The organism is Streptomyces sp. NPDC094143 (assembly GCF_040303825.1).
Taxonomy (GTDB): Bacteria; Actinomycetota; Actinomycetes; order Streptomycetales; family Streptomycetaceae; genus Streptomyces.
Window position 1 is genome coordinate 313,160 of the sequence record NZ_JBEOTZ010000001.1, and the last position, 22,226, is coordinate 335,385.

Consider the following 22,226-nt stretch of genomic DNA (forward strand, 5'->3'; position numbering starts at 1 on the left):
CGCGACCGGCGGGCCCCGCCACCCGGGGAGATGCTCAGACCTTGACGGGCTCGCCCTCGTCGTCGCGTGCCGCCGGCTGCGCGATCGCCTGCGGCGTCTCGTCGTGGGTGAGGTCCGGCAGCCGGTGCAGCCACCTCGGCAGGTACCAGTTGCGCTCGCCGAGCAGCGCCATCACCGCCGGCAGCAGCACACCACGGATGATCGTCGCGTCGATGAGCACCGCGGCCGCCAGGCCGACGCCCATCTGCTTCATGGACTGCATCGACAGCGTCCCGAAGATCGCGAACACGGCGACCATGATGACCGCGGCGCTGGTGACGACCCCGGCCGTGGTGACCACGCCGTGCCGGATCGCGTCCCCCGTCTCCAGGCCCCGCAGCCGGGCCTCGCGGATCCGGGAGACCACGAACACGTGGTAGTCCATCGACAGCCCGAACAGGATCACGAACAGGAACAGCGGCAGCCAGGTGATGATCGCGCCGACGCCCTCCGCGCCCACCAGGGACGCGCCCCAGCCGTGCTGGAAGACCGCGACGAGGATGCCGTAGGCCGCGCCCACCGACAGCAGGTTCAGCACGATCGACGTGAGCGCGATGGTCAGCGAGCGGAACGACAGCAGCATCAGGACGAAGGCGAACACCACGACGAACGCGAACACCGGCACGACGGCACCGGCCAGCTGGTCGTTGAAGTCCTTCGACCCGGCCACCTGCCCGGTGATCGGCGCCTCCAGCCCGTCGACCTTGCCGAGCGTGGCCGGACGCACCTCGTCGCGCAGCTTGTCCAGGCTCACCCCGGCCTTGTCCTGGTCGGAGCCGCCCACCAGCGGCACGTAGACGAACGCCACGTCCTGCGCGTCGTGCAGCTTGATCTCCACCGGGCCGCGCGAGGCGCCCGAACTGATCGCCCGCTCACGGAAGTCGGCGAGCGCGGCCTGCACCCGCGGCGCGTTGATGTCGTCCGCCCTGACGACCACCTCGGCAGGCTCCGAGCCGCCCGGGAACGCCTCGTTGAGCCGGTTGTACGTCTGCACGATCGGCAGCGAGTCCCCGAACTCCTGGTCCAGCGTGAGCTGTTGCGTCTTCATGCCGAGCGCGGGCGCCGCGACGGCCAGCAGCGCACCGGCCGCCACCACCACCGAGATCACCGGCCGGGCCAGCACGCGCCGCAGCACGGCCGTCCAGAACCGGCTGTCCTGACCCGTGCCCCGCTTGCGCCGGCGCAGGAACGGTATGCGGCCCTTCTCCACGCGCTCGCCCAGCAGCGACAGCAGCGCGGGCAGCACGGTCACGGACCCCACCATCGCCACCGCGACCACCATCAGCGAGGCCAGGCCCATCGCCTCGAACTCGGCGAGCCCGGTGAACAGCATGCCCGCCATGGCCACGCACACCGTGACACCGGAGACGACGATCGCGCGGCCACTGGTCGCGGCGGCGATCCTGAGCGCCGTCTGCGCGTCCCGCCCGGCCTCGCGCTCCTCACGCTCACGGCGCAGGTAGAACAGGCAGTAGTCGACGCCGACCGCCAGACCTACCAGCAGCATCACGGAGTTGGCGGTGTCGCTCATCGGCATGACATGGCTGACGACGCCCATCAGGCCCATCGTCGCCATGATGGCGGTGACCGCCAGCGCCACCGGCAGCAGCGCCGCCACCAGCGCGCCGAACGCGATCAGCAGGATGCCCAGGGCCACCGGCACGGCGGAGTACTCGGCCTTCTTGAAGTCGTCCCCGAACGCGTCGTCGAACGTCTTCATCATGCTGGCGCCGCCGATCTCCTCGATCAGCAGCGCCTCGTGCTCCTGCTGGACGCCCTCGACGGCCTCCAGCACCGGCTCGACCCGCTCGCCCGCGGTGTCGGAGTCACCCCGCATGTCGAACTGCACGAGCGCGCTGCGCCCGTCCTTCGAGATCGTCTTCGCGTCGTACGGCGAGGTCACGTCGGTGACCCGGCCGGTCTTCTCGACGGCACGGACGACCGCGGTGACGGCCTCGCGGAACTCGGGGTCCGTCGCCTTGAGTCCGCTCCCCTTGGCCTGGATCAGGACCGTCTCACTGGCCGGCTCCTCGATCCCGGCGTCCTCGATGATCCGGGCGGCGGTGTGCGTCTCCCCCTTGAGCTGGTCGCTGTCCTTGACGTCGACCCGGCCGGCCGCCGAGCCGAGCCCCATCGCCAGGACGACGAACAGTACCCAGATGCCGACGGCAGCCCATCGGTGCCGGGCGCTCCAGCCGCCGGCCCGGGCGGCGAGACCCCGCACCCGTGCTTCTCCGTTCCCCATGACGGGCTTGCCCCCTCGTGACGCGGCGGCGGCCACCTGCCGCCCCCTCTCCTGTCGAAGGTAGGGGCCGGATAAAGCCATCTCGTCGTGCTGCCCGGTGAAGCCGCGCGGCCGGAACTCATCCCCATGGACCTGGCTCCCTCCCCACTGGGGAGGACCCCCACCGACTGTGGTCCCTTACACCTATCGGGAGACGTCCCGGCCTCCTCGGGTGTGGGGATCCTGAGCAGACGGTTGTGCGCCGCGATGACCGGTGAGTAATTTACGGAGCCGGGCAGCCGCCCGCCGCGGCCGTCGTGCCCACCCCCACGGGGCACGACGGCCGCTCTAAGGTGAGCGGATGACGACGATGTACGCGGCCCTGCTGCGCGGGATCAACGTGGGCGGCAGCAGGAAGGTCCCCATGGCCGAGCTGCGCGCGCTCATGGAGAACCTCGGCTACGACGACGTCCGCACCCACCTGCAGAGCGGCCAAGCCGTGTTCTCCAGCGGGCACGGCGACGAGGACGCACTGGCCACCGAGCTCGCTCAGGGCATCGAGCGGCACTTCGGCTTCGGCGTCGACGTGATCGTGCGCGACCACTCCTATCTGCGGGCGGTCGCCGACGCCTGTCCGTTCCCGGCCGCCGACCTGGAGCCCAAGCAGCTCCACGTCACCTACTTCTCCGCGCCCGTCACCCCCGACCGCTTCGCGGAGATCGACCAGGCCGCGTTCCTCCCCGAGGAGTTCCGCCTCGGCGACCGGGCCCTGTACCTGTACGCACCGAACGGCCTGGGCCGCTCCAGGCTGGCCGAGCACCTGGCGAAGCCGCGCCTCAACAAGGGCGTGATCGCCACGACCCGCAACTGGAACACGGTGGTCAAACTCGTGGAGCTGACGGCGCCCGCGGCGTGACCCCCGGGTGACGCCCGCGGGCCGACCCGGTCGGTGTCTCGCGTGAACACCACGGCCCCCACCCGCGTACCTACGGTCGGACGGACGGTACGAGAACGGAGTCTCGCGAGAGGACGCGCACGGCCAGCGACAGGAGCCCGGATCCATGACCGACACCAACCTCGTCTACGCGTACGCGGTCCTGCGCCGCACCCCCGAGGCCACCGCGGCGGCCGCACACCTGCGCGGCGTCGCCGGAGAACCGATCCACCTGGTCGAACCCGCCACCGGCCCCCTGGCCTTCGCCGTCGGCCACGTCCCGCCCGCCGACTACGACGACGCGCCGCTGCGGGCCCACCTCGACGACCTGGACTGGATGGAGTCCACCGTCCGCTCCCACCACGCGGTGGTCGCCGCCCTGGTCGCCTCCGGCGCCGCCGTCCTCCCGCTGCGCCTCGCCACCGTCTACCGGGACGAGGCCCGCGCCCGCGAGGCCCTCGACACCCGCCGCGCCTACTTCCTGTCCCTGCTGGACCGCCTCACCGGCCACGTCGAACTCGGCGTCAAGATCTACGCCACCCCGGACATCACCCCGCCCGAAGCCGCCCACGACCCGGACCGGGACACGGCCCCGGGCCTCGGGGTCGGACGCGCCTACCTGGCGATCCGCCGCCGCAGACACCGCAGGAACGAGGAGGCCTGGCGCACGGTCGCCCAGGCCGCCGCCCGCCTCACCGAGACGGCCGGCACCCTCGCCGTCGACCGCGTCGCCCACACCCCCGAACGGGGCAGCCTGGCCGGCTCCGCCCCCGGCACCAACATGGGCAACGACGCCTACCTCGTCCCCAGGGACCGCGTAGACGCCTTCCGCACGGGCGTCCTGGCGGCCGCACGCGCCACCCCCGGCCTCCGCGTGGAGGTCACCGGCCCCTGGGCCCCGTACTCCTTCGCCCTCCAGCCGGAACCGGCACCGTAACCCGCGTGCGGCCGACCGGTGTTCAGGCGCTCAGAGGGGCCGCCAGCGCCGGCATCCGTGCCGCCTCGTACCGCTCCAGCACCACCCGCGCCACCTCCGGCGCCGCACCCAGGACGTCCGCCAGGACGTCGGCCCGGGCCGCGCCCCGGGCGATGCGGTCGGGCAGGAAGCCGGGGGCCAGGACGTAGGGCGCGACGGCGACGCGGGCGCAGCCGAGGGCGCGGAGTTCACGGACCGCGTCCTCGGTGCGCGGGAGGGATGCGGAGGCGAACGCAGGCCGCACGGCGCACCAACCGGTGTGCCGCCACTCCCGCGCGATGTCCGCGATCACTGCGATCGCCTCCGGGTCGGTGGACCCCGCCGAGGCCAGCACGACCCCGGTCGAGGACTTGTCGGCGGGCGTCAGACCCGCCTCGTACAGGCGCCGTTCCAGGGCCGCGAGCAGCAGCGGCGAGGGGCCCAGGACCTCCGCCTGGCGGATGCGCAGCCGCGGGGGCGCGTCCGCCAGGACCGCCGGGATGTCGGCCTTCGCGTGGAAGGCGCGGGTGAGCAGGAGCGGAAGGGCGACCACGTCACGCACGCCCTGGACCGCCAGGGACTCCAGCACGCCCTGCACCGACGGCACGTTGAAGTCCAGGAACCCGGTCTCCACCCGGACGTCGGGGCGCAGCGCGCGCACCCGGCGCACCAGGGCGTGCACCGTCGCGGCGTGCCGCGGGTCGCGGCTGCCGTGGGCGATGACGAGGAGAACGGGCCTGTTCGTCATGGAACTCAGCCCTTCACCAGCAGGCCGCGGCTGCGCAGCACCCACCGCTCCAGCGGGCTGAAGATCAGCAGGTCGATCGCGATGCCGACGATCAGGATGAGCAGGATCGCCTCGAAGACCATCGCCATGTCGCTGGCGTTGCGGCCGTTCTCCAGCAACTGGCCGAGGCCGACGCCGAGGTCGGGGAAGGACGCGATGATCTCGGCGGCCATCAGGGAACGCCAGGAGAAGGCCCAGCCCTGCTTCAGACCGGCCACGTAACCGGGCAGGGCGGCGGGCAGCACGATGTGCCAGGTGCCCCTCAGACCCGTCGCGCCGAGCGTGCGGCCCGCGCGCAGGAACAGCGGCGGCACCTGGTCGACGCCCGACACCAGGCCGTTGGCGATCGACGGGACCGCGCCGAGCAGGATCACCGCGTACATCATCGAGTTGTTCAGACCCAGCCAGATCACCGCCGGCGGCACCCAGGCGACCGACGGCAGGGACTGCAGACCCGACAGGATCGGGCCGATCGCAGCGCGGACGAACTTCACCCGGGCCACGATCAGGCCCAGCGGAGTGCCGATCGCCAGCGCGAAGCAGAAGCCGAGCAGGCCGCGCGAGACGCTGGTCCAGATGTAGCCGAGCAGCTCGCCCTGGAGCCACGCCGTGTGGACGACGTCCCAGACGGCCCCGGGCGAGGGCAGCTTGGTGGGGTCGTCGACGATCCTGAACGAGACGAGGGCCTGCCAGACCGCCAGCACCAGCGCGACGGCGAGGACGGGCGGCAGGATCTTCTCGGTGAAGGTCTGCCGGAACGGCCTGCGGGACGTCTGCCGCGTCTCCAGCGCGTCGAGGCCCGCCTCGAGACCGGCGAGATCGTTGCCGTCCTTGTCGACGGTCGTCGTCGAGTCAGTGCTGGCCATGACGGCGGATCTCCCCACGCAGTTCTTCGGTGATCTCGACGGACAGCTCCGCGACGGCGGTGTCCTCGATGCGGCGCGGATGCGGGATGCCGACGGTCCACTCGCGGGCGATCCGGCCCGGGCGGGAGGACAGCAGCACCACGCGCTGCGCGAGCCGGACCGCCTCGCGCACGTTGTGCGTGACGAACAGGACGGACACCCGCGTCTCGCGCCAGATGCGGGTCAGCTCGTCGTGCAGCACGTCCCGCGTGATGGCGTCCAGCGCCGCGAACGGCTCGTCCATCAGCAGCAGCCGGCTCTCCTGGGCGAGCGCCCGGGCCAGCGCGACCCGCTGGCGCATCCCGCCCGACAGCTCGTGCACCCGCTTGCCGAAGGCGCCCTTGAGCCGGACCAGTTCGAGCAGCTCCTCCGCCCGCTCGCGGCGCTCGGCCTTCGGCACGCCCCGCAGCTTCAGGGCGAGTTCGATGTTCTTGCCCGCGGTCAGCCACGGGAACAGCGCGTGCTCCTGGAACATCAGCGCCGGGCGGCCGTCCGTGCTGATCTCGCCGGCGCTGGGCCGGTCCAGGCCCGCCACCAGATTGAGCAGGGTGGACTTGCCGCATCCCGAGGCCCCCAGGAGGGTGACGAACTCGCCCGGCGCGACATCGAGGGTGATGTCGTCGAGAACGAGCTGCTGCCCGGCGGGGCCCGCGAACGACTTCGAGACGTGCTCGATCCGGGCGGCGTGCGTGGCCGCCTCGGTGCCGTCGGCGGCCTTGGCGAGGGTCGTGGCCATGGTCGTCACCTCCTGGGAACTCTTGGGGATCCGGGCTTACTTGACGCCGAGACCGGCGTCGTCGACCGTGGGCTCACCCTCGGCCTTGAGGACCTCGTTCAGCGGCGCGAGGTCGTAGATGCCCTTCAGGTTCGGCTTCTGGAGCAGCCCGGCCTTCACGGCGTGCTCCGCCTCGGTGTTGAGGGTGGAGGCCAGCGGGTCGTCGGTGAACCGGATCGACTTCCACGCCGGGTCGAGCACCTCGGCGGGCAGCGCCTTGCCGGTCTCCTTCTCCAGGAGCTCGTTCGCCGCCTCCTTGGCCGCGTCCGGGTTGGCGTTGATCCACTTGTTGGTGGTGACCGAGGCCTTGAGCACGGCCTCGACGACCTTCGGGTGCTTCTTCAGGAACTCCTGCCGCACGATGATGTTCGTGATCACGAACTTCCCGTCCGGCCACAGCGTCGCCTCGTCGAGCAGTTCCTTGCCGCCCTCGGCGACCAGCTTCGACGCGGTCGGCTCCGGCACCCACGCGCCGTCGATCGACCCGGCCTTGAAGGCGTCCGGGGTGACCTTGTTGTCGCTGCGGACGACCGTGACATCGCCCTTGCCGCTCTGCGGGTCGACCTTCCAGCCCTGCTCGGCGGCCCAGTTGAGGAACGCCACGTCCTGCGTGTTGCCCAGCTGCGGGGTCGCGATCCGCTTGCCCTTGACGTCCTTCAGGGACTTGATCTTGTCCGGGTTCACCACGAGCTTCACCCCGCCGGACGCCGAACCGCCGATGATGCGCAGGTTCCTGCCGCCGGACTTGGTGTAGCCGTTGATGGCGGGGGAGGGGCCGATCCAGCCGATGTCGATCGAACCGGAGTTGAGCGCCTCGATCTCCGAGGGGCCGGCGTTGAACACGGCCGACTCGACCTTGGTGGCGCCGAGCTCCTTCTGGAAGAAGCCCTTCCGCACGCCCACCAGCGCGGTGCCGTGGGTCAGGTTGCCGAAGTAGCCGATCTTGACGGAGTCGAGACCGTCGATCTTCTTCGCCCCGGCGGCGACCTTGGCGGCGCCGTCGTCCTCGGCCTTGGAGCCGTAGCCGCAGGCGGCCAGCGTGAGCAGGGGAAGCGCGGCGATGACCGCGAGACTGCGGCGAAGAGCGGATGAAGCAGGCACGGGAGGTGTTCCTCTCGCCAGGCCCGGCGGTCACGGTCTCTCAGGTCGTGGCCGGGAGGTCGGCAGGTTTTCGTCTACGGCGGTGGGGGGTGCGGGCGCGCATGCGGTGCGCGTACGTCAGCGCACACATCGCGCCACTCCGCCCTGCCCGCTGCCGAGCGCACCGCTGCCGACGCGACCGCCCTCCTTCGCGAACGTGGAGTAGAAGTCGGGGGAGCTCATGTCAGAAGTCCCACCCGTCGTCGTCGGACTCGTCCTTGACCGGCTCGGGGGCGGCGAAGGACTCGCCGACCATGCCCGCGGTCAGGGTCGTGCCGTCGTTCGGGTCGATCAGGATGAACGAGCCGGTGCGGCGCGAGTCGGCGTAGGAGTCGACGGGGAGCGGCTCGGCGGTGCGGATCTTCACCCGGCCGATGTCGTTGGCGGCGAGCTGCCCCGGGTGCGGGTGCAGGGACAGGTCGTCGAGCGTGAGCCGGGACGGAATGTCCTTGACGATCGCCTTGACCGTGCGCGTGCCGTGCTTGAGCAGCACCCGGTGCCCGACGGTCAGCGGGGCGTCCGCGACGTGGCAGACGGTCGCCTCGATGTCCTGGGTGGTGGGCGGCGCGTCCTTGCTGGGCACGATCAGGTCGCCGCGCGAGATGTCGATGTCGTCCTCCAGCAGGAGGGTCACCGACTGGGTGGTCCAGGCGACGTCGACCGGCTCGCCGAGCAGGTCGATGCCGGAGATCTTCGTGGAGCGGCCCGACGGCAGCACGGTGACCTGCTCGCCCACGCGGAACGAACCGGCCGCGATCTGGCCGGCGTACCCCCGGTAGTCGGGGTGGTCCGCGCTCTGCGGCCGGATCACGTACTGCACGGGCAGCCGGGCGTGGCAGTGGCTCAGGTCGTGGCTGACCGGCACCGTCTCCAGGTGCTCCAGCACGGTCGGGCCGCCGTACCAGTCCATGTGGGAGGACGGGTCCACCACGTTGTCGCCGACCAGGGCCGAGATCGGGATCGCGGTGACGTCGGGGACGCCCAGCTCGGTCGCGTACGACGTGAACTCCTCGGCGATGGCCGCGAACACCTTCTCCTCGTAGCCGACGAGGTCCATCTTGTTGACCGCGAGGACCACGTGCGGGACGCGCAGCAGGGCGGCGATGGCGGCGTGCCGGCGGGTCTGCTCGACGACGCCGTTGCGGGCGTCGACCAGGACCACCGTCAGCTCGGCCGTGGAGGCGCCGGTGACCATGTTCCGCGTGTACTGCACGTGCCCGGGGGTGTCGGCCAGGATGAACCGCCGCCGGGGCGTGGCGAAGTAGCGGTAGGCCACGTCGATGGTGATGCCCTGCTCCCGCTCGGCCCGCAGGCCGTCCGTCAGCAGCGCCAGGTCCGGCGCGTCCTGGCCCCGGCTCGCCGAGGCGCGCTCCACGGCCTCCAACTGGTCGGTGAGGACCGACTTGGAGTCGTGCAGCAGGCGGCCCACCAGGGTGGACTTGCCGTCGTCGACGGAACCGGCGGTGGCGAACCGCAGCAGGGTGGTGGCCGAGAGCTCCTCGGTCGTGAACGTGCTCATCTCTAGAAGTACCCCTCGCGCTTGCGGTCTTCCATCGCGGCCTCGGACATCTTGTCGTCGGCGCGCGTGGCGCCGCGCTCGGTCAGGCGGGAGGCGGCGATCTCCACGATCACCTTCTCGATCGTGTCGGCGTCGGAGTCCACCGCGCCGGTGCAGGACATGTCACCGACGGTCCGGTAGCGCACCAGCCGCTTCTCGACCCTCTCGCCGTCCTTCGGCCCGCCCCACTCGCCGGCGGTCAGCCACATGCCGCCGCGCCGGAACACCTCGCGCTCGTGCGCGTAGTAGATCTCCGGCAGCTCGATGCCCTCGCGGGCGATGTACTGCCACACGTCCAGCTCGGTCCAGTTGGACAGCGGGAAGACGCGCACGTGCTCGCCGGGCGCGTGGCGGCCGTTGTAGAGGTTCCACAGCTCGGGGCGCTGGCGGCGCGGGTCCCACTGGGAGAACTCGTCACGCAGCGAGAACACCCGCTCCTTGGCCCGGGCCTTCTCCTCGTCGCGGCGCCCGCCGCCGAAGACGGCGTCGAACCTCTCCGCCTGGATCTTCTCGGTCAGCGGCAGCGTCTGCAGCGGGTTGCGGGTGCCGTCCGGGCGCTCCTTGAGCACCCCGCGGTCGATGTAGTCCTGCACGGAGGCCACGTGCAGCCGCAGCCCGTGCTCGGCGACCGTGCGGTCGCGGTAGTCCAGGACCTCGGGGAAGTTGTGCCCGGTGTCCACGTGCAGCAGCGAGAACGGCACCGCCGCCGGGCGGAACGCCTTCAGCGCCAGGTGCAGCATGACGATGGAGTCCTTGCCGCCGGAGAAGAGGATCACCGGCCGCTCGAACTCGCCCGCCACCTCGCGGAAGATGTGCACCGCCTCGGACTCGAGGGCGTCGAGGTGCGACAGCGCGTACGGGCTGCCGGTCTCCTCGGACACGGTGGCGACGGTCGTCGTCATGCCAGTCCCCTTTCGGTCAGCAGGGCGTACACCGACGCCGCGGACTCCTGCACGGTCTGGTGCTGCGACTCGATGCGCAGATCGGGCGACGCGGGCTCCTCGTACGGGTCGTCGACCCCGGTGAGCCCCGTGAGCTCACCCGCGGCCTGCTTGGCGTACAGGCCCTTCACGTCCCGCTCGCTGCAGACCTCGACCGGGGTCGCCACGTGCACCTCGACGTAGGCCGTCCCGTTCGCCTGGTGACGCTTGCGGACCGCCTCGCGGCTGTCCTGGTAGGGCGCGATCACCGGGACGAGGGCCAGCACGCCGTTGCGGGCGAGCAGTTCGGCGACGAAGCCGATGCGCTGCACGTTGGTGTGCCGGTCCTCGCGGGTGAAGCCGAGGCCCGCCGAGAGGAACTCGCGGATCTCGTCGCCGTCGAGCACCTCGACCCGCCGGCCCTGCTCGCGCAGCCGGCCGGCCAGTTCGTGGGCGATGGTGGTCTTGCCCGCACTCGGCAGACCCGTGAGCCAGACGGTGGCTCCGGTCGTCACGTCGGTCTCCTGAATCGTCTGAGTCGTCGTCATCCGTGCAGCCCGCACTCGGTCTTGGCCCGGCCCGCCCAGCGGCCGGCCCGGGCGTCCTCGCCCGCCAGGACCCGGCGGGTGCAGGGGGCGCAGCCGACGGAGGCGTAGCCGTCCATCAGCAGCGGGTTGGTCAGCACGCCGTGTTCGGTGACGTAGGCGTCCACGTCGTCCTGGGTCCAGCGGGCGATGGGGGAGATCTTGACCTTCCGCCGCTTCTCGTCCCAGCCGACCACCGGGGTGTTCGCCCGGGTCGGGGACTCGTCGCGGCGCAGGCCGGTCGCCCAGGCCTGATAGCCCTTGAGGCCCTCTTCCAGCGGCTGGACCTTGCGCAGCTTGCAGCACAGGTCGGGATCACGCTCGTACAGCTTGGGGCCGTACTCGGCGTCCTGCTCGGCGACCGTCCGACGCGGGGTGAGCGTGATGACGTTGACGTCCATCACGGCGTCGACCGCGTCACGGGTGCCGATGGTCTCCTCGAAGTGGTAGCCGGTGTCGAGGAAGACGACGTCGACGCCGGGCATGGCGCGGGAGGCGAGGTGGGCGACCACCGCGTCCTCCATGGACGAGGTCACGCAGAAGCGCTTGCCGAACGTCTCGGCCGCCCACTGAAGGATCTCCAGCGCGGAGGCGTCCTCCAGGTCGCGGCCCGCCTGTTCGGCGAGCGCCTTCAACTCTTCCGAGGTGCGCTCTTGCTGAGCGGTCGTCATATCTGTGCCCCTCCGGAGTCGGAACGCTTCAGCCCCTGGGCCAGCAGCCCGAGGAACTTCAGCTGGAAGGCCCGGCTGCACGCCGCGCATTCCCACGCGCCGTGCCCCTCCTCGCTCGGCCGCAGGTCCTCGTCCCCGCAGTACGGGCAGTAGAACGGGGCCATCCGCTCGCTCACGACAGGGACTCCTCGCCGGCCCGGGCGGCCCACGCGGCGAACCGCTCGCCGTCCTCGCGCTCCGCCTGGAACCGCTTCAGGACGCGCTCGATGTAGTCCGGCAGTTCGTCGGAGGTGACCTTCAGGCCGCGCACCTTGCGGCCGAACCCGGCCTCCAGGCCGAGCGCGCCGCCCAGGTGCACCTGGTAGCCCTCGACCTGCTCGCCCCGGTCGTTCAGGACCAGCTGGCCCTTGAGACCGATGTCCGCGACCTGGATACGGGCGCAGGCGTTCGGGCAGCCGTTGAGGTTGATGGTGAGCGGTTCGTCGAAGTCCGGCAGGCGTCGCTCCAGTTCGTCGATGAGCTGCGCGCCGCGCTGCTTGGTCTCGACGATGGCGAGCTTGCAGAACTCGATGCCGGTGCAGGCCATGGTGCCCCGCCGGAACGAGGAGGGCCGGGCCGTGAGGTCGAGCGCCTCCAGGCCCTCGACGAGCGAGTCGACCCGGTCCTGCTCGACGTCGAGGACGATCATCTTCTGCTCGACGGTGGTGCGCACCCGGCCCGATCCGTGGGCCTCGGCGAGGTCGGCGATCTTCGTGAGCGTCGCGCCGTCGACGCGTCCCACGCGCGGGGCGAAGCCGACGTAGAAGCGGCCGTCCCTCTGCCGGTGCGCACCGATGTGGTCACGCCACTGGCTGGACGGCTGCTCCGGGGCGGGCCCGTCGGTCAGCTTGCGCTTCAGGTACTCGTCCTCCAGCACCTGCCGGAACTTCTCCGCGCCCCAGTCGGCGACGAGGAACTTCAGCCGGGCCCGGTTGCGCAGCCGGCGGTAGCCGTAGTCGCGGAAGATCGAGATGACGCCCTCGTAGACGTCCGGCACGTCGTCGATCGACACCCAGGCGCCCAGCCGTACGCCCAGCTTGGGGTTGGTGGACAGGCCGCCGCCGACCCACACGTCGAAGCCGGGGCCGTGCTCGGGGTGGGTCACGCCGACGAACGCGACGTCGTTGATCTCGTGCACCACGTCCAGCAGCGGCGAGCCCGAGATGGCCGTCTTGAACTTGCGGGGGAGGTTCGAGTACGCCGGGTTGTTCAGCACCCGGCGCTTCATCTCCTCCAGGGCCGGGGTGGCGTCGATGATCTCGTCCTCGGCGATGCCCGCCACCGGGGAGCCGATCATCACGCGCGGGGTGTCGCCGCAGGCGGTGACCGTGGACAGGCCCACGCCCTCCAGCCGGTTCCAGATCTCGGGCACGTCCTCGATGCGGATCCAGTGGTACTGGACGTTCTGCCGGTCGGTGATGTCGGCCGTCCCGCGCGCGAACTCCTGCGAGACCTCGCCGATGACCCGCAGCTGGCGGGTGGTCAGCGCCCCGCCGTCGATGCGCACCCGCAGCATGAAGTACTCGTCGTCCAGCTCCTCCGGCTCCAGCACCGCGGTCTTGCCGCCGTCGATGCCGGGCTTGCGCTGGGTGTACAGACCCCACCAGCGCATCCGGCCGCGCAGGTCGTTCGGGTCGATCGAGTCGAAGCCCCGCTTGGAGTAGATCGTCTCAATGCGTGTCCGCACATTGAGACCGTCGTCGTCCTTCTTGAACTGCTCGTTGCCGTTCAGCGGGGTGAAGTGCCCCGCGGCCCACTGGCCCTCACCGCGGTGACGGCTCACCTTGCGGCGGGGAGTCGCGGCGGCAGGCTTCTGCGGGGTGGCGGCCATGGTGGATACGTCCTTCGGGACAGGCGGGAATGCGGCTCTGACCTGCGCGTGCGGGCGCATGGGCATACGTGCGCGTCATTGCGCGGGAACGAGACGAGAAAGGGGGATGCCGGGCGCGTGCTGAGTGCTCTCAGTGCGCCGGACAGATGGCGCTGGACATGCGGCCGAGGTCGACGTGCCGTCGACTCACCAAGGCGATTCCAGTTCCAGACATGACGGAAGCGTGTCACGGCGATCTGGACACAGTCCAGCTTTGTCCGAGATGCGGACACCCTTGTCTCGAAGTGCGAGACAAGGGTGTCCTTGGTCACATCGCTCGAGGCCGCGGTGTCCGTCCAGGTCAGGCGGGGAAGGCTCCAGGCCACGGTCCTGGAGCGCTGACCTCCGGTTCCTCCTCGACCTGGGTGTCGAACAGCTTGAAGCCGCGGCGTTGGTAGTTGTCCATCGCGTGCTCCCCGTCCTTGCTGCAGGTGTGCAGCCAGACCCGCTTCGTCGGGGCCAGTCCCGCCCAGCGGTCGGCGAGGTCCCAGGCCCGGGCGGTGCCGTACGACAGCAGGTGGCCGCCGATGCGCCGGCCGCGGAACGCCGGCAGCAGCCCGAAGTAGACGATCTCCACGACCGCGTCGTCCTGCGCCTCCAGTTCCACGTACCCCGCGGGCGTGCCCCGGTCGTACGCCACCCACGTCTCCACGCCCGGCCGCTCCAGGTGCTCGCGCCAGCGGGCGTACGGCCAGCTCAGCCGGTCCGTCCAGCGGATGTCGCCGCCCACCGAGGCGTACAGGAAACGGCTGAACTCGGGGGAGGGCACCTCGGAGCGGACGATCCGCACGTCCCCCTCCGGCGCGACGGCCGGCAGCAGATCGGTCGGCGCGGTCTGCTCCAGGGACCAGGTGGTCACGGCGATGGTGGTCATGCGGGCCAGAAAACCATCCGGCCTACCGGTCTGTCGATCGGCCCAGTGCCCGGTCGACGGAGGCCAGCGGCAGCGCGAACAGCATCCGTCCGGACTGCGACCACACCTCGCCGCTCTCCTCCCAGTACGACAGCGAACCCGACCGGCCGCTCCAGCAGTGCCGGGTCCCGTCCGTCCCGCACTCCGTCACCCGGGCCCCGTCCGCGTCCTGGCGCCACAGCGTCCCGTGCCCGCCCGGTGAGCCCGCCGCGCGGTCCAGGTACCAGGCCGAGCGGTACGCCAGCACCCCTCGCACATCGGCCGTCTTCGTCTCGTACGCCTCGACCGGCTGGGCGCGTCCCGCCGAGTCGGTGCTGAGCAGACCCGAGCGGGCCGGGTCGCGGCTGAGAGCGTAGCGCCACAGCCGGGTCGGGCGGTCGCCGTCCGCCGGCACCCACTCGCTCGCTACCAGGCTGTCCGGGGCCGTGCTGCGGTCCAGGGACACGGCGGCCGGACGCGGCGCGTCCCCGCCGGGCAGGGTGTAGGAGCCGACGGCGGGCAGCACGTACCGGGAGCCGTGCGCCGCCCAGCCGCCCCGCACCCGGCCGACCGCGTCGGCGTCGACGGTGGCGCGCTGGATGCGGTCCAGGTCGTACACGTACAGCGCGTCCCGGTCGCCCTCGCGGGTCGTCACCAGCAGCTTGTCCTGGTACCAGACCATGCCGGACAGCGGGGAGACCAGGCCCCGGTAGTCCCGTCCGCCGTCCACCGGGACGGCCAGCAGGGCCCAGGTGTAGCGCAGCCGTGCGGGGTCGTTCGCGTCGACGAAGGCGACCTTGGCGAGGCCCTGCCCGGGGTCCGGGCCGTCCAGGGAGCCGCCCGCGGCGCCGCGGCTCCAGCCGGACAGGACCACGCGGTTCCCGGCCCAGCGGCCGTCGTCGTCCGCGTCGCCCGACGTGGTGACCGCGCCGGGCCGCCAGCCCCGGGTGTCGGAGGCGCCGAAACAGTAGGCGCGCGTGGCCGCCGGCTCGACCGGCAGGCCGTGCTTCTCGGGACCCGCGCAGTCCGCCGCGTTCCGCAGCGGCAGGTCGGCGCCCTCCAGCACCGCGCCGACACCGACCGGCCGGCCCATCTCCGACGCGAGCCGGTCCAGCCACGGCCCGGGCACCCGCCGCTCCGCCAGCGGCAGCCGGCCGGTCGAGGCCCCGACCGGCCGCAGGGCCCCGGGGTCGTCGGCGACGGTGGCCTGCGAGGCGCTGATCACGGTGGCCGCGGCGGTGAGCGCGAGGGCCGTCCCGGCCAGGGTCGCGCGCAGCGCCCTTCCCCGCCTGCGCCGCCGGTGTCTGCCGCGATGCTTCATAACGTCCTCCCGAGGCGGACCAACTGCGCCCTGTGATCCGTACGTTGACGGAGGAGCAGGTGGGGTGGCCCGTACCGCGATGCTACGGCAGGGGGAGGGGGTGGCGGACGAAGACCCCGCAAATATGCGAAAGACGCACCCCTCGGAGCGGCCCGGACGCCACGGAGCGTGAACCTCAGGGCGTCACCGCGGAGGAGCGCAGCCGCGCCACCGCCGGAGCGGTCGAGTGCGACAGCAGATCACCCGGGTCGTCCGGCAGCAGCACCTCGACCTCCGCGTCCTCGGCGAACCGGTACGGCCGGTGCTCCAGGAACGCCCCCAGATACCGCCGCACCCGGGACATCTCGGCGCGCACCGTCACCGTGCGCTCCGGGTCGCCGAACACGTCCGCGGCCAGCCCCGAGGCGCTGCGGCCCGAGCGGTGGACGGCGAGGAGGTACAGCAACTCGGCGTGCCTCGGACTGAGTTCCCGGGTCCAGGTGCCCGCACCGCCGGACACCTCCACCGACCAGCGGCGGGGGTGTCTGAGGTCCAGCACGATCCGGGTCCCGCCGCGCGGCAGGGGCTCGTCGGCCGCCGGCCGCAGCAGCCAGCCCCCGGCCAGCGGCTCCACCGCGCACAGCCCCAGCGCCGGCAGCCATCTCGGTCCCGCCGACAGCGACTTCGGCAGGGCCACGCGCCGCGTGTACGGCATCCCGCTCACCGCGGCCGTCCAGCCGTCCGCGTCGACGGCCAGGGCGCGGCCGCCGAGCCGGGCCAGTACCGGTGCCGCCACCGCGCGCAGCCGCTCCAGCGACTCCAGGTGCATCTCCCGCAGCCGGGCCTCGGCGAGCTTGGCCACCGAGTCGACCCAGGAGAGCGTGGCCGGATGCATGGTCTCCAGCGGCCCGCTGACGTCCACCACTCCCAGCAGCCGGCCGTCCCGCGGATCCGTCAGCGGAGCCCCGGCGCAGGTCCAGTCGGCCTGGGAGCGCACGAAGTGCTCGGAGGCGAAGACCTGGACGGGCCGGCGCACCACCGCCGGAGTGCCCAGACCGTTGGTTCCGACGACGCTCTCCCGCCAGTCCGCGCCCAGTTCAAAGCCAAGCACGTCCGCCCGGCGCAGCACCGGCGGGCTGCCCTCGCGCCACAGCACCCGGCCGTCCTCGTCGGCCACCACCATGATGTGGTGGGCGACGTCGGCCGCGGCCAGCAGGCCCTCCCGCAGCACCGGCAGCACATGACGCAGCGCCGACTTCTCGCGCCGCCGCTGCACCTCCTCGCGGGGCAGCGGGTCGGCCCGCACGTCGCGCTCCGGATCGACGCCGCCGCGCAGCATGCGCTCCCAGGACTGCTCGATCACGGGGCGCGGCGGCACCGGGACGCGCCGCCCGGACAGCCGGGCGGAACGGACCTCGCTGAGGAGCCGGGCCGCACGCGTGGTGTCCACAGCGGCCAGGTGCGTGACGTCCATACGCGTGCGCCCCCCCGAAGTTGAGTTTTTGACTGTCTGTCTCATAGTGCCGTCTGCCCCGGGGGTATGCGCACAGTCCGCACACAGTCACCAGCAAGTTGCAACCCCCTGCAACCCTGGTGGACGGCCCGGCCCTGACCGAGACTTGAGCGGCGCCGTCCGAGCGGCGTTCAGTGGCTCGAACGGGCCAGTGCGGCGGGGGTGGTGCCGTGTCGGCGCAGCACCACCCCCGCTTCCCGCGCGCGTCAGGACGCCGGGTCGTGTTCCGGCCGGGCCCGCTCCACCACCGCCGCCAGGTCGAGCGTGTGCGGCAGCGTCCCGAAGGCCGCGCCCCCGTCACCGCCCAGCCGGGCCGCGCAGAACGCGTCGGCGACCTGCGGTGGCGCGAACCGGACCAGCAACGACCCCTGGAGCACCAGCGCGAGCCGCTCCGCAAGACGCCGCGCCCGGCCCTCCACGCCCTCCAGGTCGGCCAGCTCGGTCAGCAGGTTCTTGATGGCCCCGTCCAGCCGGTGATCGGCGCCGCGCGCCTGCCCGACCTCCCGCAGATAGGCGTCGAGCGCCCCCGGCTCCCGCCGCAGCGCCCGCAGCACGTCGAGCGCCTGCATGTTGCCCGCGCCCTCCCAGATCGAGTTCAGCGGCGACTCGCGCACCAGCCGGGGCATCCCGGACTCCTCGACGTACCCGTTGCCGCCCAGGCATTCCGCGGCCTCCACCGCGACCGCCGGGCACCGCTTGGTCACCCAGTACTTGGCGGCAGGCACCGCGATCCGCAGCAGGGCCCGCTCCTGCTCGCCGCCGTCGTCGCAGGCCGCCGCCAGCCGCAGCGCCAGCGTCGTCGCCGCCTCCGACTCGATCGCCAGATCGGCGAGGACGTTGCGCATCAGCGGCTTGTCGACGAGCTTCCCGCCGAACGCCTCGCGGTAGGAGCAGTGGTGCACGGCCTGCGCCACCGCCTGCCGCATCAGCCCGGCCGAGCCGAGCACGCAGTCGAGCCGGGTCGCCGCGACCATCTCGATGATGGTGCGCACCCCGCGCCCCTCCTCGCCCACCCGGCGCGCCCAGGTCCCGTCGAACTCGACCTCCGCCGAGGCGTTCGACCGGTTGCCGAGCTTGTCCTTGAGCCGCTGGATCCGGAACACGTTGCGCGTGCCGTCCCCCAGCACCCGCGGCACCAGGAAGCAGGTCAGCCCCTCCGGGGCCTGCGCCAGCACCAGGAAACCGTCGGACATCGGCGCCGAGCAGAACCACTTGTGTCCGGTCAGCTCGTACGCCCCGGCCTCGGCGAGCGGCCGCGCGGCCGTGGTGTTCGCCCGGACGTCGCTGCCGCCCTGCTTCTCCGTCATGGCCATCCCGAACAGGGCCCCGGCCTTACGGTCGGCGGGCCGCAGCTCACGGTCGTAGACCATGGACGTCAGCCGCGGCTCCCACTCGGCGGCCAGGTCCGGATCCGCGCGCAGGGCGGGCACGGCCGCGTGCGTCATCGACAGCGGGCAGCCGTTGCCGGCCTCCACCTGCGTCCACACCACGAAGGCGGCGGCCCGGCGCAGATGCCCCGCCGGCCTTCCCCAGGCCGCGGTCAGACCGGCCGAGACGCCCTTGCCGAGCAGCCGGTGCCAGGCCGGGTGGAACTCCACCTCGTCGATCCGGTGGCCGTACCGGTCGTGCGTGCGCAGCCGGGGCGGGTTGTCGTTGGCCTGGGCGCCCCACTCCTGCACCTGGGCCGAGCCGGAGGTCCGCCCGAGGGCCGACAGCTCGCCGAGCACCTCCTGGCGCAGATCCGGCTCCAGCTGCCGTTCGACCGCGGCGGCCAGGGCCCGGTCCGCGGAGAAGACGTCGTACCCGACCAGCGGCGGGACCTGGTTCGTCACGAGGTGCGTGCTGCCTGCCATGGTGCGAACGTACCCCGCGGTAGCACCTCGGTCACCAGCGGACCCGGCCCGGCCCGCGAAGACCCGGCCTGTGGGTGAGTGGGGCCGGGCACGACGGATACCGTAAGGGGGTGCAGCCAGCAAGTGAAACCCCCGACACGCCCTCCGGGCGCCTCCACCGGGCGCGGGCCCTCTACCGGAACGTCTCCAAGCGCAGGACCGCCTGGCTGTTGCTCAAGGACACCGTCAACTCCTGCATCGAGTACCGCATCCTGGGTCTGGCGGCCGAGGCCGCCTTCTTCACGCTGCTGTCGGTGCCGCCGCTGCTGCTGAGCATGATCGGGCTGCTCGGCTACGTCGACGCCTGGACCGGCGCCGACACCATCCAGAGCCTGCGCACCAACCTTCTGGAGGCCTCGCGGACGGTGCTGTCCGACCGCGGCGTGCGCGAGATCGCCGAGCCGATCCTGCACGACGTGATGAAGGGCGGCCGGGTCGACGTCATCTCCCTCGGCTTCCTGATCGCGCTGTGGTCGGGCTCCCGCGCGGTGAACGTCTTCATCGACACCATCACCGTGATGTACGGCCTGGACGGCGTCCGGGGCATCGTCAAGACCCGCCTGCTGGCCTTCCTGCTGTTCATCGTGGCCCTGCTGATCGGCTCGGTCGCGCTGCCGCTGATGGTGGCGGGCCCGGACGCGGTGGTGGACATCCTGCCCTGGTCGACGACGGTGGTGCAGGTCCTGTACTGGCCGGTGGTGATACTGCTGTCGATCGCCTTCCTCACCACGCTCTACCACGTGTCCGTGCCGGTGCGCTCCCCGTGGATCGAGGACGTGCCCGGCGCGCTGGTCGCCCTCGGCATGTGGGTGCTGGGCAGCTTCCTGCTGCGGATCTACCTGCAGAACACCGTCGAGGGCGCCACGATCTACGGCTCGCTCGCCGCCGCCGTCGCCGTGCTGCTGTGGATCGGCGTGTCCGCGTTCGCCGTGCTCGTCGGGGCCGCGGTGAACGCCGCCATCGACCGGGTCTGGCCGGCCGCCGCGACGGCCGCGGCCCGCGAGGCCAACGAGCGGCTGCGGCAGGCGCAGGTCGCCGAGTACGTGGCGCGCGCCGCCGCCCGGGGCGAGTCCGACCCGGACATGCCGTCCGAGTTCCCCGAGCGCTGGTCCCGCTTCCTGCCCCCGGAGGACGTCACGGCCCGGCTGCGCACCCAGGTGAAGTCCACGCACGCCAAGAGCGGCCAGGGCACCGGGGAGGGGCAGCCGCCCGCCGAGAAGTGACGGGCCGGCCGGTCTCACGCCTTCCAGGTGCCGGCCGCCGCCTCCTCCCGCACGAAGTCCGAGAAGTCCCGGGGCGCCCGGCCCAGCACGTCCCGCACCCCGTGCGAGAGGTGGGCGTTGCGGCCGTCGAGGAGGGTGCCGAAGATCTCCGTCAGGGCCTCGGCCTCCCGCGGCGGCACCCCGAAAGCGGCCAGGGCCTCCCCGTAGTCGCGCGTCGGGACCGTCCGGTACGCCAGCGGCCGCCCGGTCGCCGCGGCGATCTCCGCGACCGCATCCCCGAAGGTCAGCAGCCGCCCGCCGGACAGGGTGAGGACGCGGCCCACGTACCGGTCCCCGGCCGTCAGCGCGGTCACCACCACGTCCGCGATGTCCCGGACGTCGAGGAACGGCTCGCGTACCTCGCCGGCCGGGAACACCAGCTCGCCGCGCTCCCGCAACTCCGCCGCCAGCGGGCCCTCGCTGAAGTTCTGCGCGAACCACGCGGCCCGCACGACCGTCCACTCCGCGCCCGAGGCGCACAGCGCCTCCTCGGTGGGCAGGGCCTGGTCCTCGCCCCGCGCGGACAGCAGCACCAGCCGCCGCACCCCGAGTCCGACCGCCTCCCGCGCGAGCGCCCCGACCGCCTCCGCGGCGCCCGGCGCCCCGACGTCCGAGGGGAGGACGAGGTAGGCCGCGTCGGCGCCGCGCAGGGCCTCCGCCCAGGTCGAGGCATCCCACCAGTCGAACCCCGTCGCCCGTGACGCGGCCCGCACGGTCAGCCCGGCGGCGCCGGCGGCCCGCGCCACCCGGCTGCCCGTACGGCCCGAGGCGCCCGTCACCACCAGCGTCATCTCCCGCGTGCTCCCTGCCGTGTTCCGTGCCGTGTTCCGTGCCGCGTTCCGCGCTGTGTTCCGTGCCGTGTTCGTCATGCCGTCGAGTCAACTGCCGTGCGGCGGACGGAACCATCGCTGAACGGCTCGTTCCCATACGGCCGCGTCTACGCTGGCCGTATGGACGCTCTCGCAGGCCTGCTCGACGGCCCCCGGGCACGGGGCGCGTTCATGATCAGGGCGTGCTTCGACCCGCCCTGGGCGGTACGGGTGGAGGACCGGGCGCCGCTCACCGTGATGCTCGTCGTGCGCGGCGAGGCGTGGGTCCTGCCCGACCGGGGCGCACGCACGCGGCTGCGCGCCGGCGACCTCGCCATCGCCCGCGGCCCCGACCCGTACACCTGCGCCGACGCCCCCGATACGGCACCGCAGGCGCTAATCCTGCCCGGCCAGGAGTGCCGCCATCCCGACGGACGGCCCCTCAACGGCTCGATGGACCTCGGTGTGCGCACCTGGGGCGACCGGCTCGACGGCGGGACCGTCCTGCTGATCGGCACGTATCCGCTGCGGGGCGAGATCGGCGGGCGGCTGCTGGACGCCCTGCCGCCGCTGCTCACGCTGACGCCCGAGGTGTGGGACTGCCCGCTCACGCCGTACCTGTGCCAGGAGATCGTGCGGGACGAGCCCGGCCAGGAGGTCGTCCTGGACCGCCTGCTGGACCTGCTGGTCATCGCCGCGCTGCGGGCCTGGTTCGCCCGACCGGAGGCGGCGGCGCCGGCCTGGTACCGGGCGCTGGCGGACCCGGTCGTCGGCGGGGTGCTGCGCCTGCTCCAGGACGATCCCGCGCACCCGTGGACGGTCGCCGGGCTCGCCGCCAAGGCAGGGGTGTCCCGGGCCGCGCTCGCCCGCCGCTTCACCGGCCTGGTCGGCGAACCGCCGATGACGTACCTCACCGGCTGGCGCCTCGCCCTCGCCGCCGACCGGCTGCGCGAGACCGACGACACGCTCGAAGCGGTGGCCCGCCGGGTGGGGTACGGCAGCGCGTTCGCCCTGTCCACGGCGTTCAAACGGGTCTACGGGGTGAGCCCGGCGGAGTACCGGGGGCGAGTGGGCTAGGGCCTGTCGTCCGGCCCGGTGCGCGTCGTGGAGCGAGGGACGCGCGGACCGGCGTCCCGTACACCGGCGGCGTAGCCTGG

Annotated in this window: 21 protein-coding genes; 4 read left to right on the forward strand and 17 right to left on the reverse strand. The window is 72.5% G+C overall.

What is annotated here, in order from left to right; all coding sequences use genetic code 11:
* Nucleotides 1-34 precede the first annotated feature (34 nt).
* Nucleotides 35-2,284 (reverse strand): MMPL family transporter, encoded by a 2,250-nt coding sequence (locus ABTZ58_RS01375; RefSeq protein WP_351349066.1) that lies wholly within the window; start codon nt 2,282-2,284, stop codon nt 35-37.
* Between the two features lie 340 nt (nt 2,285-2,624).
* Between ABTZ58_RS01375 and ABTZ58_RS01380 the strand changes: the two genes are divergently transcribed.
* Both ABTZ58_RS01380 and ABTZ58_RS01385 read left to right on the forward strand, forming a co-directional pair.
* The gene (locus ABTZ58_RS01380) at nt 2,625-3,179 is read left to right on the forward strand and encodes a DUF1697 domain-containing protein (RefSeq protein WP_351349069.1); all 555 of its coding nucleotides are present in this window, start codon (nt 2,625-2,627) and stop codon (nt 3,177-3,179) included.
* 145 nt (nt 3,180-3,324) lie between these two features.
* A complete protein-coding gene (locus tag ABTZ58_RS01385) occupies nt 3,325-4,134 on the forward strand; it encodes a GvpL/GvpF family gas vesicle protein (protein ID WP_351349072.1) in 810 nt (269 codons plus the stop codon).
* A gap of 22 nt (nt 4,135-4,156) precedes the next feature.
* Here the strand turns inward: ABTZ58_RS01385 and ABTZ58_RS01390 are convergent, their stop codons facing one another.
* The 15 genes from ABTZ58_RS01390 to ABTZ58_RS01460 form a co-directional block, all read right to left on the reverse strand.
* Nucleotides 4,157-4,900 carry a sirohydrochlorin chelatase gene (locus ABTZ58_RS01390; RefSeq protein WP_351349075.1) on the reverse strand — a complete coding sequence of 248 codons (744 nt, stop codon included), beginning with the start codon at nt 4,898-4,900 and terminating at the stop codon, nt 4,157-4,159.
* A 5-nt stretch (nt 4,901-4,905) separates the two neighbouring features.
* Entirely contained in the window at nt 4,906-5,805 is a 900-nt protein-coding gene (locus tag ABTZ58_RS01395; protein WP_309094638.1) for an ABC transporter permease, read from the reverse strand.
* Complete coding sequence (locus tag ABTZ58_RS01400; protein ID WP_309094637.1) at nt 5,792-6,580, reverse strand: ABC transporter ATP-binding protein; 789 nt, start codon at nt 6,578-6,580, stop codon at nt 5,792-5,794. The genes ABTZ58_RS01395 and ABTZ58_RS01400 overlap by 14 nt, the downstream gene beginning before the upstream one ends.
* Nucleotides 6,581-6,616: 36 nt before the next feature.
* Nucleotides 6,617-7,720: an aliphatic sulfonate ABC transporter substrate-binding protein gene (locus ABTZ58_RS01405; protein ID WP_351349079.1), complete on the reverse strand. Its 1,104-nt coding sequence runs from the start codon at nt 7,718-7,720 to the stop codon at nt 6,617-6,619.
* Nucleotides 7,721-7,943: 223 nt separating this feature from the next.
* Nucleotides 7,944-9,278 carry a sulfate adenylyltransferase subunit 1 gene (locus ABTZ58_RS01410; RefSeq protein WP_351349082.1) on the reverse strand — a complete coding sequence of 445 codons (1,335 nt, stop codon included), beginning with the start codon at nt 9,276-9,278 and terminating at the stop codon, nt 7,944-7,946.
* A gap of 2 nt (nt 9,279-9,280) precedes the next feature.
* A complete protein-coding gene (gene cysD / locus ABTZ58_RS01415; protein WP_351349085.1) occupies nt 9,281-10,219 on the reverse strand; it encodes a sulfate adenylyltransferase subunit CysD in 939 nt (312 codons plus the stop codon).
* Nucleotides 10,216-10,752, reverse strand: a complete 537-nt coding sequence (gene cysC, locus ABTZ58_RS01420) for an adenylyl-sulfate kinase (protein WP_502995984.1) — start codon at nt 10,750-10,752, stop codon at nt 10,216-10,218. The genes cysD and cysC overlap by 4 nt, the downstream gene beginning before the upstream one ends.
* Nucleotides 10,753-10,781: 29 nt before the next feature.
* Nucleotides 10,782-11,492: a phosphoadenylyl-sulfate reductase gene (locus tag ABTZ58_RS01425; RefSeq protein ID WP_351349089.1), complete on the reverse strand. Its 711-nt coding sequence runs from the start codon at nt 11,490-11,492 to the stop codon at nt 10,782-10,784.
* On the reverse strand, nt 11,489-11,668 hold the full coding sequence (locus ABTZ58_RS01430; RefSeq protein WP_053667764.1) for a hypothetical protein: 180 nt from the start codon (nt 11,666-11,668) through the stop codon (nt 11,489-11,491). The genes ABTZ58_RS01425 and ABTZ58_RS01430 overlap by 4 nt, the downstream gene beginning before the upstream one ends.
* Nucleotides 11,665-13,362 (reverse strand): nitrite/sulfite reductase, encoded by a 1,698-nt coding sequence (locus ABTZ58_RS01435; RefSeq protein WP_351349093.1) that lies wholly within the window; start codon nt 13,360-13,362, stop codon nt 11,665-11,667. The genes ABTZ58_RS01430 and ABTZ58_RS01435 overlap by 4 nt, the downstream gene beginning before the upstream one ends.
* A gap of 130 nt (nt 13,363-13,492) precedes the next feature.
* Nucleotides 13,493-13,576: a putative leader peptide gene (locus tag ABTZ58_RS01440; RefSeq protein WP_311241247.1), complete on the reverse strand. Its 84-nt coding sequence runs from the start codon at nt 13,574-13,576 to the stop codon at nt 13,493-13,495.
* Between the two features lie 126 nt (nt 13,577-13,702).
* Complete coding sequence (locus tag ABTZ58_RS01445; protein ID WP_351349096.1) at nt 13,703-14,275, reverse strand: GNAT family N-acetyltransferase; 573 nt, start codon at nt 14,273-14,275, stop codon at nt 13,703-13,705.
* 22 nt (nt 14,276-14,297) lie between these two features.
* Nucleotides 14,298-15,614, reverse strand: a complete 1,317-nt coding sequence (locus ABTZ58_RS01450) for a hypothetical protein (protein ID WP_351349099.1) — start codon at nt 15,612-15,614, stop codon at nt 14,298-14,300.
* 175 nt (nt 15,615-15,789) lie between these two features.
* Nucleotides 15,790-17,067 carry a GAF domain-containing protein gene (locus tag ABTZ58_RS01455; protein WP_351349102.1) on the reverse strand — a complete coding sequence of 426 codons (1,278 nt, stop codon included), beginning with the start codon at nt 17,065-17,067 and terminating at the stop codon, nt 15,790-15,792.
* Between the two features lie 245 nt (nt 17,068-17,312).
* Nucleotides 17,313-18,959 (reverse strand): acyl-CoA dehydrogenase family protein, encoded by a 1,647-nt coding sequence (locus ABTZ58_RS01460; RefSeq protein WP_351349105.1) that lies wholly within the window; start codon nt 18,957-18,959, stop codon nt 17,313-17,315.
* 110 nt (nt 18,960-19,069) lie between these two features.
* Between ABTZ58_RS01460 and ABTZ58_RS01465 the strand changes: the two genes are divergently transcribed.
* Nucleotides 19,070-20,221 carry a YihY/virulence factor BrkB family protein gene (locus ABTZ58_RS01465; RefSeq protein WP_351349108.1) on the forward strand — a complete coding sequence of 384 codons (1,152 nt, stop codon included), beginning with the start codon at nt 19,070-19,072 and terminating at the stop codon, nt 20,219-20,221.
* A 14-nt stretch (nt 20,222-20,235) separates the two neighbouring features.
* On the opposite strand, the gene ABTZ58_RS01470 is transcribed toward ABTZ58_RS01465, so the two are convergent.
* A complete protein-coding gene (locus ABTZ58_RS01470; protein ID WP_351349111.1) occupies nt 20,236-21,051 on the reverse strand; it encodes an NmrA family NAD(P)-binding protein in 816 nt (271 codons plus the stop codon).
* A 159-nt stretch (nt 21,052-21,210) separates the two neighbouring features.
* Here ABTZ58_RS01470 and ABTZ58_RS01475 point away from each other — a divergent pair, with 159 nt between their 5' ends.
* Nucleotides 21,211-22,146, forward strand: coding sequence for an AraC family transcriptional regulator (locus ABTZ58_RS01475; protein ID WP_351349114.1), 936 nt, complete (start codon nt 21,211-21,213; stop codon nt 22,144-22,146).
* The last annotated feature ends 80 nt before the right edge of the window (nt 22,147-22,226 follow it).

Coding starts and splice junctions, on each gene's coding strand:
- ABTZ58_RS01375 (WP_351349066.1), bottom strand. CDS start 2,284: ATGGGGAACGGAGAAGCACGGGTGCGGGGTCTCGCCGCCCGGGCCGGC.
- ABTZ58_RS01380 (WP_351349069.1), top strand. CDS start 2,625: ATGACGACGATGTACGCGGCCCTGCTGCGCGGGATCAACGTGGGCGGC.
- ABTZ58_RS01385 (WP_351349072.1), top strand. CDS start 3,325: ATGACCGACACCAACCTCGTCTACGCGTACGCGGTCCTGCGCCGCACC.
- ABTZ58_RS01390 (WP_351349075.1), bottom strand. CDS start 4,900: ATGACGAACAGGCCCGTTCTCCTCGTCATCGCCCACGGCAGCCGCGAC.
- ABTZ58_RS01395 (WP_309094638.1), bottom strand. CDS start 5,805: ATGGCCAGCACTGACTCGACGACGACCGTCGACAAGGACGGCAACGAT.
- ABTZ58_RS01400 (WP_309094637.1), bottom strand. CDS start 6,580: ATGGCCACGACCCTCGCCAAGGCCGCCGACGGCACCGAGGCGGCCACG.
- ABTZ58_RS01410 (WP_351349082.1), bottom strand. CDS start 9,278: ATGAGCACGTTCACGACCGAGGAGCTCTCGGCCACCACCCTGCTGCGG.
- cysD (WP_351349085.1), bottom strand. CDS start 10,219: ATGACGACGACCGTCGCCACCGTGTCCGAGGAGACCGGCAGCCCGTAC.
- ABTZ58_RS01425 (WP_351349089.1), bottom strand. CDS start 11,492: ATGACGACCGCTCAGCAAGAGCGCACCTCGGAAGAGTTGAAGGCGCTC.
- ABTZ58_RS01435 (WP_351349093.1), bottom strand. CDS start 13,362: ATGGCCGCCACCCCGCAGAAGCCTGCCGCCGCGACTCCCCGCCGCAAG.
- ABTZ58_RS01440 (WP_311241247.1), bottom strand. CDS start 13,576: ATGTCTGGAACTGGAATCGCCTTGGTGAGTCGACGGCACGTCGACCTC.
- ABTZ58_RS01445 (WP_351349096.1), bottom strand. CDS start 14,275: ATGACCACCATCGCCGTGACCACCTGGTCCCTGGAGCAGACCGCGCCG.
- ABTZ58_RS01450 (WP_351349099.1), bottom strand. CDS start 15,614: ATGAAGCATCGCGGCAGACACCGGCGGCGCAGGCGGGGAAGGGCGCTG.
- ABTZ58_RS01455 (WP_351349102.1), bottom strand. CDS start 17,067: ATGGACGTCACGCACCTGGCCGCTGTGGACACCACGCGTGCGGCCCGG.
- ABTZ58_RS01460 (WP_351349105.1), bottom strand. CDS start 18,959: ATGGCAGGCAGCACGCACCTCGTGACGAACCAGGTCCCGCCGCTGGTC.
- ABTZ58_RS01470 (WP_351349111.1), bottom strand. CDS start 21,051: ATGACGCTGGTGGTGACGGGCGCCTCGGGCCGTACGGGCAGCCGGGTG.
- ABTZ58_RS01475 (WP_351349114.1), top strand. CDS start 21,211: ATGGACGCTCTCGCAGGCCTGCTCGACGGCCCCCGGGCACGGGGCGCG.